Raw genomic sequence first — 15,432 nt, 5'->3', positions numbered from 1 at the left:
CCTTCTGCACCCGGATTTTTTAGTATTCTAATCTGCAAATTCAACGGGTCCAACAGTAAGACTTACATTACTTACACGCGGCAGGCTGGATTGCTGATGGCCGTAGACCTCATCGTTGTATGTCACTTCAAAACGCCTCATTTCGCCATCCACCTGCGTGGCAAAATCACTATTGGGAGTGTATGCAGAGAGGCTCTTAACTTCACCTACAACCGCATTCACCGTCAAATCCCCTTTAGCAAAAAATCCTCCTTCTAATGAGAATCTTGATCCGACTCCGTACAGTTCTCCTGTAGAATCGGTATAGAAGAATGCCTTCATCGTAACCGGATTATTAGAAAAGGCAGCCAGCCGGTTAATAAGTACCTTGCCTTTAGAAATCAGCACCAGCTCTTTACCCTCAAGCCCCTGTATGGTTGCATCTTCAACCGTAGTACTTCCCAGGACAAACATCGTGGAATCAAAAGCTACATTCCCCTTAATCGTAACATTACCGGCTACAAGAACATTGCCCTTAACATTCATTAATGTATCGGTATTATTTACAATATCCAGATCTCCGGCAACGACTAGCCATTTAGGGCTTTCCTTTGCCGTTTGGGTAAATGTAAGGTTCTTATATCCGATTGAATTGATCGAAAGATTTCCGTTATATACTGCTGATTCCGTTCTGTTCTCCATCTTAGCTAGTTCAGAAATGTAATCTGATTCTTTTTTTGCGTTTTTCTTATCAATATCCTCTTTATCTTTTAGCGTGTAGTTTTCAGGATAGGGATCAAGCAAATACGGTTCAGGTATTTTTAGATGCTCACCTTTCGTTTTGGTTCCATCTTGAAGCATAGCGGCTAATTCTTCTACATGGTCTGCGGTACCGTCACTATTCAGGCCATTTTCGTCGAGCTTATATTCCTCGAGCTTCTGTTTGAAGCTTTTCTGAATTTCGTTCCCATCAGCTATTACTCCGGCTTCCAGCAGCTTATCCCAGAAGGATTCCAGAACATCGATTTGTACAAATTTCTTTTGCTCTTTAATCTTTACCTTAGACGGTGTGATTCCCAGCACATCGTTCCACTTCTGGGTATCCCCCGGGTCTATAGTCTGAAGTGAACTCTCATTGATATATTCCGGAGCATATTTCACACTATCAAAAGACTGGACATATAATTCACCAGACTCCGTTTTGCTGGCAGTATTCTCTAAAATTTTTGGATACACAGTTAATTTATCCATCGAGGTATTTTGGTATAAATACTCAGCAGTCTGAGTAACAATCAGCTCATTTCCCGCATAGATATTTCCTTTTAGCAGCGGCGCTCCGTTTAATCTTAAATCATGTTCCGAACCAAAAGCGTATTTGAGGAATTCGGGATAACTGTCCAGCGTAATTCGCTGTTTCAATTTCCGGTCAACGCCGTTTACAAAAGCAGAGGTAAAAATATCGATATAATAGCGTCTGGCCTGCAGAGTCGAGTTGGTTGTGTCAGCAGTATACTTAATTTCATCAATCGTTCCGCTGGCGCTGTTACCGATTATTCCCGGCTCTGTAGTGATATTCCGGTTGTCATCATTCAACTCACTAAGCGACTGGATTACACTCTCCAGCTTATCAGGGTCTATTGCATTTTGAACAGCAAGCTGAGCTTGAATATAGGCTGTAGCTTCATCAAGACCCTTTTGTGCTAAATGTAGACTTTGTACGTCATTCTCCCTTGTTTCTGTGCGTTGTGCCCCGCCAATCGTCGCTCCTAGTACAGCCATTCCCAGAATAGTGAGCATCAGCACAAGAAACATGACAAGTACAAGTGCCGAGCCCTGCTCGCTTGTTAAAACCTTGCTCACCCTATTATTTGTGTGGTATGGCACAGCTCTGTCACGCTCTATCAAAACGTTCTCCCCCTAAAAGCCGAATGTGCTCTCTAAAGACAACTCAAACGGTTTTCCCCCATAATCCTTATGCAAATTCAATTTGATCTGGATAAGGCCGCTCTCACATGGTGCTCCTGTACTGCAGGTCAGGGTGAAGCCTGAATCCTCAACCAAATCAGCTGTAATATCCGTCCTTATATCCGAAATCCCGTTAAACTTCATTTTTCCGTCTGCAATACTGATTTGTTCGGTTATCTGGCTGCCGTCATCCTTAATCGTTGATAATGTCAGAGCTTTACCTGTAGCTGAGACTACAGTAGGTCCAAAAGTATACATTTCGGTTATGATTGCCGACATCAGCAGATCTCCTTCATCCCTCAGCTTGTTCTCAACGGATACCTGGTTATAGCTGCGGATACCGAACAACATCACTCCATAGATTAACCCTGCTACCATTGAAAAAAGAGCAATACCTGCTATTAATTCAATCAGCGTCAGCCCTTGCTCCCTGCGGAGAAGCTTAACGAATCTCTTCATTTCTGATATATCCCTCCACAACGGTCTGGGCTGCATTTCCGCCATTTTTCTCCGGACTTTTAACAGTGATAAGCACAGGGATAAGATAATCTGCTGATTTTTGTTTGACCAGATCCTGAGAATCCTTCATCTTATTATAGATTTCAGCCTGGTAGGCGATATTAATGGTGTAGTTAATGCCATTGATACTGGGATTTAGTACTTTATCCAGTACCTGCACATCCTTAACAAGGCTATTGTAGCTGCAGGGGGCGTCAGGCTCATCCACTGTTCGCACATCAGAATATCCGATATTCCCCTTGCTATCCAAGTAACACTTCCACTTATCAAAATCCTGCTTCTCCGCATAAAACAGCGCATTGCGCGCCAGGTTGACCATGATCGTCTTGTTCTGGTTGGCTTTGGCGTATGACATGGCGTTGGTAAAATAAGACGTTAGCACCAGGGAGACGATCGACAAAATGATAATTGCCGCCAGCACTTCGATCAGTGTAAATCCTTGTTCCTGCTTAAGACGATCTTTCATCCTGCCTTTTCGCCCCTCACTCTGTAAATCTTTCGCAATTGCACATTCCTCATCTATTTATCCTGCTTCCATTATATTCTTTCCCCTCTTAACCCAGCAATCCTATTAGACATAATAATTCCAGCGATTTCTACTCTATATATCGGCCATGCGCTATGCTATCATTTGTGCTAAAAGGAGGAAACAACAATGGCTCTGATCGAATGCAAATTTTATTCGGATGTGCTCGGCCTCAGTACTTCAATGACGGTGATTCTGCCGCAGCAGACGACTACGCAAATCGGACTTAATAATGTGAAAAGAGGGAATCTTCACCCGACGCTTTACCTGCTGCACGGTCTCTCGGATGATGATTCAATCTGGCTGCGCCGGACCTCGATTGAACGCTATGTAGCTGAACTGGGGATTGCGGTGGTGATGCCGCAGGTGCACCGGAGCTTTTATACGGATATGGCCGAAGGGGGCCGGTACTGGACCTTCATCAGCGAGGAGCTGCCCGCGCTTGCCCGCTCGTTCTTTCCGCTCTCTCATAAACGTGAAGATAACTTCGTGGCCGGACTTTCCATGGGCGGTTATGGGGCGATGAAGCTGGGACTGCGTAAGCCGGAGGCTTTTGCCGCTGCTGCCAGCCTGTCAGGAGCACTTGATATGGCGCATCATTTCATGAACCGGGACGACGCGTCCAAAAGATCCATCGAATACGAGTTAATCTTCGGCAAGGAGGATATCGCCGGCACTCCAAATGATCTGCTATGGCTGCTCCAGCAAGCCGACGAATCTAACGGCCCTAAGCCGCTTCTCTACCAATGCTGTGGCACAGAGGACTTCTTGTATGAGGACAATCAGGTGTTCCGCGCTGCCTGCGACAAAACCTCACTATCGTTAACCTATGAAGAAGGCCCCGGGGAGCATGAGTGGGGTTATTGGGACGCCAAAATCCAGGATGTGCTGAAGTGGCTGCCGCTGGGCAAATCCTCTTCTGATTCGTGGAGCATATAGCGCGGACTCCATTAATTCTGGTAGCGGATACAGTGATTCATAAGCAGCAAGGACCTGTCACCAGATTCGGTTAACCTGCGCATAGTAAAAGACTGCCCTTCCCGCATATCGTTACTGCGGTGAGGACAGTCTTTTGTTATTTAGTCTGATTGCGCCTGTTGTGCTAAGCCTTAGACAAGCTGCTTATTCAGCACTGCCTGCATGCTGCGCTACCCACTTGCCCGCTTCAAGCAGGGAGGCCTCGGCACGCTCAATCGCCGCTTTGACCTGTACAGTGGCGGTACCGCCGTACACGTTACGGGCATTCACTACAGCCTCAGGCTGCAGAACAGCATAGATCTGGTCGTCGAACAGCGGAGAGAACTGCTTGAATTCATCCAGCGTCAGATCAAGCAGGAATTTACCTTCGTTGATGCAGTATAGCACCGTTTTGCCGATGACCTCATGCGCCTGGCGGAAAGGCAAGCCTTTACCAACCAGGAAGTCCGCAATGTCAGTGGCGTTGGAGAAGTCAGTGTTAACCGCTTCACGCATCCGGCCCTTATTCACCTTCATGGTAGCGATCATTGGAGCGAACAGCTGCAAGGCGCCTGTCAGCGTAGCTACTGTATCAAACATACCTTCCTTGTCTTCCTGCATGTCCTTGTTATATGCCAGCGGCAGAGATTTCAGCACGGTCAGGAGACCGATCAGGTTGCCGTAGACACGGCCTGTTTTGCCGCGTACCAGCTCAGGTACGTCAGGGTTTTTCTTCTGCGGCATAATGCTGCTGCCGGTGCAGAACGCATCATCCAGCTCTACGAAGCTGAACTCGGTGCTGCTCCACAGCACCAGCTCTTCGCTGAGCCGGGACAGGTGGGTCATGATCAGCGCGGCGTTAGCCAGGAACTCGACGATAAAGTCGCGGTCGCTGACAGCGTCCAGGCTATTCTCATACACACTGTCGAAGCCAAGCTGCTCCGCCACAAAATGACGGTCAATCGGGAACGTTGTTCCGGCCAGTGCCCCGGCGCCCAGCGGCAGCACGTTGATCCGCTTGTAGCTGTCTGTCAGGCGCTCCGCGTCCCGGCGGAACATCGACACGTATGCCAGCAGGTGATGGGCGAACAGAATCGGCTGTGCGCGCTGCAGATGCGTATAGCCCGGCACAATCGTGTCCACATTGTCTTTAGCCTGTTCAATCAGGGCTTCCTGCAGCTCATGCAGCAGGCCGACGAACTCGACCACCCGGTTACGGAGATACAGATGCATATCTGTCGCTACCTGGTCGTTACGGCTGCGTCCGGTATGCAGCTTGCCGCCGACAGGTCCGATTTCTTCGATCAGATTCTTCTCAATATTCATATGAATGTCTTCATCCGCTACGGAGAATTCGATCTCACCTGCACGGACCTTGTCCAGCACCTTGTTCAAGCCGGCTTTGATCGTCTCAACATCCTCCTGCGGAAGGATACCGCATTTGCCCAGCATCGTGACATGGGCCAGACTGCCCTGCACATCCTCTTCGGCCAGTGCCTTATCGAATCCGATGGATGCTGTATACTCCTCCACCAGCTTGTTTGTACCTTTTGTAAACCGACCGCCCCAAAGCTTGCTCACCTGATGTGTCCTCCTCTAATGGACGATAGAAGGGCCGCTCCTGTCCTGTCGGAGGAACGGCCTTCTGGTATCCATATTTTAAAATATTCTACTTATTAGATTCTGCTACGCCGGAGGAAACCTTCAGACGCAGTGCATTCAGGCGGATGAAGCCTGTTGCATCCCCCTGATCATAGGCCTGAGTCGGGTCTGCTTCCATTGTCGCAATGTCCGGATTGTACAGGCTGACCGGTGATTTCACGCCGGCGCCGATGATGTTGCCTTTGTACAGCTTCACGCGAACCGTACCGGTTACGTTCTTCTGGCTCTCGTTCACCAGTGCCTGCAGTGCAAGGCGCTCAGGCGCGAACCAGAATCCGTTATACACCAGAGTGCTGTAACGGGTAATCAGGCTGTCGCGCAGGTTCATCACTTCACGGTCCATAGTGATGGATTCCATTTTGCGGTGTGCGGTGAACAGGATGGTTCCGCCTGGAGTCTCATAGACGCCGCGGCTCTTCATGCCGACAAAACGGTTCTCCACCATATCGACGCGTCCGATCCCGTGCTTGCCGCCGAGCTCATTCAGCTTCTCCATTACCTGCAGCGGAGTCAAGGCTTCACCGTTCAGCGCTACACAGTCGCCCTTAAGGAAATCCAGCTCCAGATACTCAGCTTCATCCGGTGCGTCTTCCGGGGCATTGCTGAGCAGGAACATTTCTTTGTTCTCCGGTGCACTTGGATCGAACCAGGGATCTTCCAGTACGCCGCTCTCATAGCTGATGTGCAGCAGGTTGCGGTCCATCGAATACGGCTTAGCAGCCGAAGCCTGTACCGGAATACCGTTAGCCTCAGCGTAGGCGATCATTTCCGCGCGGCCCGGGAACTGGTTGCGGAACTCTTCCAGCCGCCAAGGCGCAATCACCTTGATGCTTGGCGACAAGGCCGCCGCGTTCAGCTCGAAGCGGACCTGGTCATTACCTTTGCCGGTTGCGCCGTGGGCAATTGCAGTAGCGCCTTCGGCGATTGCAATGTCCACCATACGCTTGGCAATCAGCGGACGGGCAATGCTTGTCCCCAGCAGGTATTGGCCTTCATACAAAGCACCCGACTGGAACATCGGGTAGATGAAGTCATTCGCAAACTCGTCGCGCAAATCGTCGATATAGACCTTTGATGCGCCGGTGGCCAGCGCTTTTTCCTCCAGACCGTCCAGCTCTTCCTTCTGGCCGATATCGGCAGTGAAGGCGATAATCTCCGCATCATAGGTTTCTTTCAGCCATTTCAGAATGACTGAGGTATCCAGCCCGCCGGAATAGGCGAGTACAATTTTTTCTTTAGGCATGGGGGTGCAACTTCCTTTCAGTGTGGGGGTATAGGATGGACGCTGGCAAAAGAGTTAAGCTCCGGTGCCCGGACGCAAGCTGCAACTATATAGATTGAATTAGAGGCCCCTATTTTGGGTTAAGCCGTGACTCCAGAGAATATTTGGACTTCCAGCCGCTGTTGTCTGCAGATTTCCTGATTTGTACCGCGTTCGCGGTTGAAATCCGCAGACAAAGGCGGACGCTGCCGCTCTTACAGTTCCAAAATTCCCCTCCGCCACTTTTCCCTTAATATTCATTCTAAATTCAAGTTAATTTCTGCAGAATACTTTCATCCTTAACACCGGATCACAACTCTAAAAGCCAAGTCCATCCTATATAGTGTTTTATATAGTATAAGACCTCTAAGTCCTTTGCAGATTCAAAACTGCAATTTCTTAAATAATGACTCTGGCAGATGCAGGCGATTCTCGGCCTATCCGGGCTTCGCCCTGGATTAAAAACATTAGCCCATCAAAGCAGCCATCAGCGCCTTCTGCGCATGCAGGCGGTTCTCGGCCTGGTCGAAGATGACCGAGTTCGGGCCGTCGATTACGCCGGTGCTGACCTCTTCCTCGCGGTGGGCCGGCAGGCAGTGTAGGAACAGGTAATCACTCTTCGCGCCTTTTACCAGATCCTCGTTGACCTGGTAGTCCTTGAACGCCGCTTCACGTGCCAGCTGCTCGGCTTCAAAGCCCATGCTCGCCCACACGTCGGTGTAGATCACGTCAGCATCCTGAACCGCTTCCTGCGGGCTGCGGGTGACTACGATGTTAGCGCCTGTCCCCTTGGCGATCTCACGCGCTTCAGCAACGACAGCCGGGTCAGGCTCATAGCCTTCCGGTCCGGCAACTGAGACATGCACGCCCAGCTTGGCGCCGCCGATCAGCAGGGAGTGAGCCATGTTGTTGCCGTCGCCGATGTAAGCGAGCTTGAGGCCCTTCAGCTTGCCTTTGTGCTCATATACGGTCTGATAGTCCGCCAGCACCTGACAAGGGTGTGCCAGGTCGCTCAGGCCGTTGATTACAGGCACAGAAGCGTAACGCGCCAGGTCCTCAACCTTATCATGGCCGAAGGTACGGATCATGATGCCGTCAAGATAGCGTGACATCACCTGAGCCGTATCGCCCACAGTCTCGCCGCGGCCGAGCTGGATGTCATTTTTGCTTAGGAACAGTGCATGGCCGCCGAGCTGATACATGCCGACCTCGAAGGACACGCGTGTGCGGGTCGAGGATTTTTCAAAAATAAGTCCGATCGTTTTGCCTTTCAGCGGCTGGTAAACCTCGCCGTTCTTTTGCTTCTTCTTCAGCTCGATAGCCAGATCAATCAGATACGTGATTTCCTCCGGGCTGTAATCGTTCAGCTCCAGCAGATCACGGCCTTTGAGCTGCTCTGCGATCGCCAGCTTCCCGCTTTGTACACTCTGGCTCATGAATGTGCCTCCCCGCTTTCTTTGTTAGCATAAGTATGAATGAGCGGAACAAGAATGTCCACCGCCTGGCGGATCTCCTCAGTGCTCACATATAGATTAGGCAGCAGCCGGATTACATTCGGTCCGGCCTGCACGAACAGCAGCCCCTGCTTCTGTCCGGCCTGTACAATATCGCCTACGGCCTCTGTGCATTCGATTCCGATCAAGAGACCCTTGCCGCGTACTTCCTTCACGAACGGCGTATCCGCCAGCTTCTCTCTCAGCAGGCTGCGCAGGAACTCGCCCATCTCCCCGGCGCGCTGCGGCAGCTCGTCTTCGAGCATCGTCTCGATCGTCGCTTCCATCACCGCTGCCGCCAGCGGCGTTCCCCCGAAGGTACTTGCATGGCTGCCGGGGCTGAATGCTTCACGCAAATAACCTTTGCCCAGCATAACGCCTGCCGGGAACCCGCTGGCTACGCCTTTTGCCAGTGTGAAAATATCCGGCTCAATCCCGTAATGCTGATGCGCAAACAGCTTACCCGTACGGCCCATGCCGGTCTGCACTTCATCTACGATCAGCAGCAGGCCGTGCTCGTTGCACAGCTCAACCACAGCGTTCAAGAACTCCTGCTCTACCTCCAGCACACCGCCTTCGGCCAGGATCATCTCCAGCATGATAGCTGCAGTATGGTCCGTAATGGCTGCCTTCAGCGCCGGCAGATCATGCAGAGGCACCGTCTTGAATCCGCCCGGCAGCGGCAGGAAGCCTTCTTTTACCTTTTGCTGGCCCGTTGCGGTCAGTGTCGCCAAGGTGCGTCCATGGAAGGACTGCTCAAACGTAATAATTTCATAGCGGCCTGTGCCCTTCACCTTCTGGTGATAGCGGCGGGCCAGCTTAATCGCAGCTTCATTCGCTTCCGCCCCGCTGTTGCAAAAGAACACCTGATCCGCACAGCTGTTATCCGTAAGCAGCGCCGCTACCCGGTCCTGCCCCGGAATGTGAAACAGGTTCGAGACATGCCATAACGTATCAATCTGTGCCTTCAGCTTCTCGCCGACCTTCTCGGGAGCGTGTCCCAGGCTGGTTACCGCCAGCCCGCACATGAAGTCGAGGTACTTGTTGCCCTGGTCATCCCAGACCCAGCTGCCTTTGCCCTTAACCAGACTCAGATCATATCTGGCATAGGACGGGAATACCGCACTCAGCTTGGCAGGAGCAGCCTCCTGAACCTCCGTTTTCCCTGAACGGGTATCCGCAGCCCCTGTTAAAGAATTGTTTTCCGCCTGTGTAAGCTCACTCATTCTTAGTCACTCTCCCACCATGCTGCTTCCGGTAAACCGGCAGCGCTATATTTTGGCAACACATATTGACTTCCGGCTTGTCTCCACTCCATCTTACCAATACTATGAACGGATAATTCTCGTCCCCAGCTTCTCCCCGCCCAGCACCCTGCTCAGCACCTGCGGCTCCTTGCCGTCTACAATAACCACCTCAGACACACTGCCCTGGATGCAGTCCATCGCCGCACGCACTTTCGGAATCATCCCGCCGTAAATCTCACCGCCGGCAATCAGCTCTTCGATCTCTGTCACAGTGACTGACGGCAGCACGACCTTTTCACCGTCCATTACGCGCATAATCCCGGGAACATCCGTGACCACAATCATCGAAGGCGACTTCACAAAAGAAGCCACCGCCCCAGCCGCCGTATCCGCATTGATATTGTAACGCTGCCCCCCGGCATCTACACCAATAGGTGCAATAACCGGAATGTAGCCGAGTGCGAGAATTCCTTGAACGATCTCCGCCTTAACCCCGGTCACCTCGCCGACCTGCCCTACTTCATCGCTGTTGGCTACAGGCTGTGCCAGTATCAGATTGCCGTCCACACCGGACAAGCCTAGAGCCTGCCCGCCGCTGCCCTGGATTCTGCGGACAATCGCCTTGTTGATGCTGCCTGCCAGCGTCATCTCTACAACATCCAGTACTTCCTCCGTCGTCACCCGCAGTCCGTTCACAAAACGGCTCTCAATCCCCAGCTTCGCCAGATTCTCCGAGATCGCCGGTCCGCCGCCGTGTACAATCACAGGCTGAACCCCGCTGTCCTGCAGCTCACGCAAATCCTCAAAAAAAGAATCCGGCAGCGCAGCCAGCGTACTCCCGCCGCATTTCATCACAAACAGCCTTTCTATCTTCTGGTCACTCATTATCCGTTACCCTCCCTATGGTTGTATGCCAGCCGCCCGTCAGGTACGGTATGCAGCATTAATCCGCACATAATCATAAGTGAGGTCACAGCCCCAGGCTGTAGCTTTGCCTTCGCCGTCAGCCAGAGCTACGGTAATCAGCACCGTATCGGTCTTTTGCAGATAGTGAAGAGCCTGTTCCTCATCAAAAGCCACCGGGCGCGACTGGCGCAGCACTTCGATCTCACCAAGTGAAAAATCTACCTTCTCGGGCGACACCGGAACACCGGCGCGTCCAACGGCGGCAATAATCCGGCCCCAGTTGGCATCCGCCCCAAAAATCGCCGATTTCACCAGACTTGAACCTACCACCGTCTTCGCAATCGCTCCGGCAGCCTCATCATGCACTGCACCGCTGATCTGTACCTCAATCAGTTTGGTCGCACCCTCACCGTCTCTCGCAATCGCCATCGCCAGATGCCGGCACACATGGGTAAACGCTGCGGCAAAAGCATCCCAGTCCGCATGCAGCCGCGTCAGCTTCTCATTACCGGCCAGACCGCTGGCCATCGTTACCAGCATATCGTTCGTGCTTGTATCCCCGTCAACTGTGATCATATTAAAAGTAGCATTAGTAGCGGTACGCAGCAGGCTCTGCAGATCTTCCCCGTCAATCAGGGCATCCGTCGTCATGAAGCCCAGCATCGTGGCCATATTCGGATGGATCATCCCCGAGCCCTTGGCCGCACCGGCAATCGTTACTTCTTCTCCGCCGACTGACACTGTGACACAGCATTCTTTTTTCACCAGATCGGTTGTTAAAATAGCCTGACTGAACTCCTCCGCTCCGGAGGCGCCTCCATCCAGCTTCTCCTGAATGCCGGCAATCCCGGTACGCACACGGTCCATCTTCAGCAGCTCACCGATCACTCCAGTTGAAGCTACTGCAACATTCTGCTCACTCACGCCAAGCGCGTTGGCCGCAGCTGCACGCATCTCATAAGCATCGGCTTCGCCCTGCTCACCTGTACATGCGTTGGCATTTCCGCTGTTCACGATAACCGCCTGCAGGATACCATCCGCAAGACTTTCCCGGGTTACTTTAAGCGGTGCAGCCTGAAATACATTCGTTGTATACACAGCCGCAGCCGTTGCCGGAACCTCACAGAGGATGACTCCCAGATCGTTGCGGGTTGTTTTTTTGAGGCCGCAGTGCAGTCCTGCAGAGGTAAAACCCTTTGGCGCGGTAATGCTTCCGCCTTCCACGACGGTATATGGCTGATTTATGCTCATTGTATGTTTGACCGCTGAACCTTACGGATACACTGGTGTGTAACCAAGGCCACGGGTTTCCTCCCATCCCATCATCAAATTCAGATTCTGAATCGCTTGCCCTGCTGCACCTTTAACAATATTGTCGATCACAGACACAATCGTTACCCGTCCTGTACGTGCATCTGCGGAGAAGCCGATGTCGCAGTAGTTCGAGCCGCTGACCTCTTTGGTCGCCGGAAGCACTCCGGCCTCACGGACACGCACAAAAGACCGCCCTGCATAATACTTACGGTATAGTTCCACAAAATCCTGCTCGCTATAAGTCCCGTTCATTCCTGCATACATCGTGCTCATAATTCCCCGGGTCATCGGCACCAGATGCGTTGTGAAGGTCACGGTTACCTTTTCACCGGAAATATCGGTAAGTACCTGCTCAATCTCCGGAATATGCTGATGCTTGTTGACCTTATAGGCCTTGAAGTTCTCATTGACCTCGGCATAATGAACGCCCAGATTCACGCCGCGTCCCGCTCCCGAAATACCCGACTTCGCATCAATAATGATACTCTCCGGCTTGATCCAGCCTGCCTCTACCGCAGGAATCAGTCCCAGCAGCGTAGCGGTAGGGTAACATCCCGGATTGGAGATAAAATCAACTCCTGCAGCACGCTCACCATACACCTCGCATAACCCGTATACAGCCTGCTCCAGATATTCAGCGGGCGGAGCCGTATGCTTATACCACTGCTCATACTCCGCTCCGTCCTTCAGCCGGAAATCCCCGGACAGATCTACAACCTTCAGGCCTGCCTCCAGCAGCTGCGGCACCAGCCTGGCACTCACACCTGACGGTGTTGCCGTGAATACTACATCTGCCCTGCCCGCGATCTCCGCCGGATCAACACCGTCCAGCTTCCGCTCCACAATTCCCGTCAAATGCGGAAAACCCTGCTCAATCGGCTCTCCGGCACTTGATGAAGAGATTACTGATGTAATTTCTATATCCGGATGGTTCTGCAAAAGCCTGATCAGCTCCACGCCCCCGTATCCCGTTGACCCCACTATCGCCGCTCTCAGCTTGCCTGCCACTGTCATCCCCGCTTTCTAACTGTTGATATCCATACATACCGTCCTGCAAATATGTATTATTATACGACCGAATTAATATAAATACAACATCTTACGTTAACTTTATTGGTAGGTTTGATATATAAAAAAGAGAAGTGCAGACTTCTCTCTTGGAGATTCTACGCTTCTCTTTTAAATCCTTCACCAAGCACCTCATGGGCCTCAGTAATGATTACAAATGCACCCGGATCAACGGACCGGACAATCGCTTTTAGCCGGGTAATCTCGTTCTGGCCTACAACTGCCATCAGCACCACCCGGTTATCACCGGTATAGCCGCCCTGTGCGTTCAGCTTGGTCAGCCCGCGGTCCAGGTCATTCAGAATCGCCTGGGAGATCGCCTCTGTGTGATCAGAGATGATATAGGCCACCTTGGTCACACTGAAGCCCATCTCCAGCGCGTTGATCACTCTCCCGGTCACGAACAGGCCAATCAATGCATACATCGCCTGCTCCATCCCCAGCACAAATGCGGCTAATGTAATAACTGTACCGTCCAGCAGCACGACTGACAGCGAAAAGCTGAAGCCGGTGATCTTCTGGATAATCTGCGCTGCAATCGTCAGCCCGCCTGTTGACCCGCGTCCGCGGAATACCAGACCCAGCCCGAGCCCTACTGCAATCCCTCCATAAATGGAGGCAAGCAGCGGATTGGTCGTCGGAACCGGACCGTCCTTGGTCAGGTAGATAAACAACGGCAGCACGAAGCTGCCCAGCAGGGAGCGCATACCGTATTGCTTGCCGAGGAAAATAACCCCGAGAATAAATAACGGAATGTTCAGCGCCCACTGGGTAAAAGCCGGCTCAGCGCCGAACCACTCGTCGGCAAGCACCGACAAGCCCGATACTCCCCCCGAAGCGATCTGGTTCGGCAGAAAAAACAGATTGAACCCGAGACCGGTAATGAATGAACCAATCAAAATTAAAGCTATATCCACCGTATGGCGCAGCGGCCCGTTCAGCGGAATCAGCGGCGGTTTGTTGCGTGAATTTACTTTTTGCATGCTCTAGCTTCTCCTTACTACACTCCACGGACGCGTAGAAATCCAGTTATACTTATTCAACTTCTGTCTTGATCTGGCTGCGCAGATAGCCGTCAATGAACAGGTTAATATCCCCGTCCATAACCGCACCCACGTTCCCGGTTTCCACGGATGTCCGGTGATCCTTCACCATGCTGTATGGATGGAACACATATGAACGGATCTGGCTGCCCCAGGCAATGTCCGACTGCTCGCCGCGGATCTCATCCAGATGCTTCTGCTGCTCCTGCAGCTTCAGCTCATAGAGCTTAGAGCGCAGCATCTTCATCGCCTGCTCCCGGTTCTTGATCTGTGAGCGCTCATTCTGACAGGTTACCACTACACCTGAAGGAATATGCGTAATCCGCACCGCCGAGTCCGTCGTATTGATGTGCTGACCGCCTGCACCGCTGGCCCGGTAGGTATCAATCTTCAGATCTTCTGTACGGATTTCTACCTCTACATCATCCGAAATTTCCGGAACTACATCACAAGAAACAAAGGAGGTGTGCCGTCTGCCGGAGGAATCGAACGGGGATATACGCACTAGCCGGTGCACCCCCTTCTCCGTCTTCAGGTAGCCGTAAGCGTTAAAGCCTTTAATCAGCAGTGTAACGCTCTTGATTCCCGCCTCGTCACCCGGCAGATAGTCAAGCACTTCAACCTTGAAGCCGCTTTTCTCCGCCCAGCGTGTATACATACGCAGCAGCATCTGGCCCCAGTCCTGGGATTCCGTTCCGCCTGCACCCGGATGAAGCTCCAGAATGGCATTCAGCTTATCATACGGCTGGTTCAGCAGCAGCTGAAGCTCGAACTCATCTACCTTGCCGGCAACTGCACGGATCGTTACAGCCACTTCTGCTGCCAGCTCCTCGTCGCCTTCCTCATCAGCCAGCTCAGCCATCATTGCCGCATCATCATATTCCTGCTGCAGCTTCTCAAACTGATCTACTACGGATTTGACCGCGTTCATCTCACCAATGACCGCCTGGGCTTTCTCATTGTCATTCCAGAAATCCGGCGCTGCCATCTTCTCTTCAAAGTTCGCAATGACTTCCAGCTTCAGGTCTAAGTCAAAGAGACCCCCTAAGGTTGGTTAATTTCTTGCCTATTTCACGCAGGTCCTGCTTCACGGTAAAATCGATCATGGGATCACTACACCTTTCAAAATAAAAGTTTGCGCGGGGCCGCTGATTGGAGGTTTTGTGGATCCGCTCAACAATGCTGCTCCTTAGAGCTGGCACTGCAAAACCTCTAACCCGGTTAGTACGCAGCTCCGAGGAATGTTTGGACTTTCGGCCGCTGTTGTCTTCAGATTTCCTGATTTGAACCGCTGTTCGCGGTAGAAATCTGAAGACAGCATATGCTTCCGAAGTAAGCTTTTCTGCGAAAAGCTTTCAGGCGGACGCGTTCGCTCCTACAGTTCCAAACTTCCTCTCCACCGCTTCCACCTTGGTTTTAGATTTTTCGAGAACTCAGCTCATCCTCTGCAGCTAATTCGCCGACCCTCAAAACTCCAAAAAAGCGGCCGGGC

Annotated in this window: 13 protein-coding genes; 1 reads left to right on the top strand and 12 read right to left on the bottom strand. The window is 52.0% G+C overall.

Translation table 11 applies throughout. The annotated features are described in order from the left end of the window. Positions 1-27 precede the first annotated feature (27 nt). From BN3772_RS00705 to BN3772_RS00695, 3 genes are read right to left on the bottom strand one after another with little or no spacing between them, the layout of a single operon-like run. A complete protein-coding gene (locus BN3772_RS00705) occupies positions 28-1,884 on the bottom strand; it encodes a hypothetical protein (RefSeq protein WP_042195586.1) in 1,857 nt (618 codons plus the stop codon). Between the two features lie 12 nt (positions 1,885-1,896). Beyond that, positions 1,897-2,403: a prepilin-type N-terminal cleavage/methylation domain-containing protein gene (locus tag BN3772_RS00700; protein ID WP_042195583.1), complete on the bottom strand. Its 507-nt coding sequence runs from the start codon at positions 2,401-2,403 to the stop codon at positions 1,897-1,899. Then, complete coding sequence (locus tag BN3772_RS00695) at positions 2,387-2,929, bottom strand: type IV pilus modification PilV family protein (RefSeq protein ID WP_042195580.1); 543 nt, start codon at positions 2,927-2,929, stop codon at positions 2,387-2,389. The genes BN3772_RS00700 and BN3772_RS00695 overlap by 17 nt, the downstream gene beginning before the upstream one ends. A 189-nt stretch (positions 2,930-3,118) precedes the next feature. Between BN3772_RS00695 and BN3772_RS00690 the strand changes: the two genes are divergently transcribed. Beyond that, the gene (locus tag BN3772_RS00690) at positions 3,119-3,928 is read left to right on the top strand and encodes an alpha/beta hydrolase (RefSeq protein WP_042195579.1); all 810 of its coding nucleotides are present in this window, start codon (positions 3,119-3,121) and stop codon (positions 3,926-3,928) included. A gap of 183 nt (positions 3,929-4,111) precedes the next feature. On the opposite strand, the gene argH is transcribed toward BN3772_RS00690, so the two are convergent. The 9 genes from argH to prfB form a co-directional block, all read right to left on the bottom strand. Further along, positions 4,112-5,527, bottom strand: a complete 1,416-nt coding sequence (gene argH / locus BN3772_RS00685; protein WP_042195577.1) for an argininosuccinate lyase — start codon at positions 5,525-5,527, stop codon at positions 4,112-4,114. A gap of 88 nt (positions 5,528-5,615) precedes the next feature. Then, positions 5,616-6,851 (bottom strand): argininosuccinate synthase, encoded by a 1,236-nt coding sequence (locus BN3772_RS00680; protein ID WP_042181237.1) that lies wholly within the window; start codon positions 6,849-6,851, stop codon positions 5,616-5,618. A 485-nt stretch (positions 6,852-7,336) separates the two neighbouring features. Next, a complete protein-coding gene (gene argF / locus BN3772_RS00675; RefSeq protein ID WP_042195574.1) occupies positions 7,337-8,305 on the bottom strand; it encodes an ornithine carbamoyltransferase in 969 nt (322 codons plus the stop codon). Then, on the bottom strand, positions 8,302-9,588 hold the full coding sequence (locus BN3772_RS00670; RefSeq protein ID WP_086074325.1) for an aspartate aminotransferase family protein: 1,287 nt from the start codon (positions 9,586-9,588) through the stop codon (positions 8,302-8,304). Before BN3772_RS00670 ends, argF begins: the two co-directional genes overlap by 4 nt. A 102-nt stretch (positions 9,589-9,690) precedes the next feature. Then, on the bottom strand, positions 9,691-10,494 hold the full coding sequence (argB, locus tag BN3772_RS00665) for an acetylglutamate kinase (protein WP_042195572.1): 804 nt from the start codon (positions 10,492-10,494) through the stop codon (positions 9,691-9,693). 39 nt (positions 10,495-10,533) lie between these two features. Continuing rightward, a complete protein-coding gene (gene argJ / locus BN3772_RS00660) occupies positions 10,534-11,766 on the bottom strand; it encodes a bifunctional ornithine acetyltransferase/N-acetylglutamate synthase (RefSeq protein WP_042195569.1) in 1,233 nt (410 codons plus the stop codon). 21 nt (positions 11,767-11,787) lie between these two features. Continuing rightward, positions 11,788-12,843, bottom strand: coding sequence for an N-acetyl-gamma-glutamyl-phosphate reductase (gene argC, locus BN3772_RS00655; protein ID WP_042195565.1), 1,056 nt, complete (start codon positions 12,841-12,843; stop codon positions 11,788-11,790). A 152-nt stretch (positions 12,844-12,995) separates the two neighbouring features. Beyond that, positions 12,996-13,880: a YitT family protein gene (locus BN3772_RS00650; protein ID WP_042181247.1), complete on the bottom strand. Its 885-nt coding sequence runs from the start codon at positions 13,878-13,880 to the stop codon at positions 12,996-12,998. Between the two features lie 52 nt (positions 13,881-13,932). Then, positions 13,933-15,046 (bottom strand): peptide chain release factor 2 gene (gene prfB, locus BN3772_RS00645; RefSeq protein ID WP_157643516.1). Its coding sequence is split into 2 segments (ribosomal slippage): positions 13,933-14,973 and positions 14,975-15,046, totalling 1,113 coding nucleotides; the frame shifts between segments, so codons are not numbered across the junction. Between the last annotated feature and the right edge of the window lie 386 nt (positions 15,047-15,432).

It is taken from the genome of Paenibacillus camerounensis (assembly GCF_000723885.1).
Classification (GTDB): domain Bacteria; phylum Bacillota; class Bacilli; order Paenibacillales; family Paenibacillaceae; genus Paenibacillus_AQ; species Paenibacillus_AQ camerounensis.
This window is presented reverse-complemented; position numbering and strand designations above follow the sequence as displayed.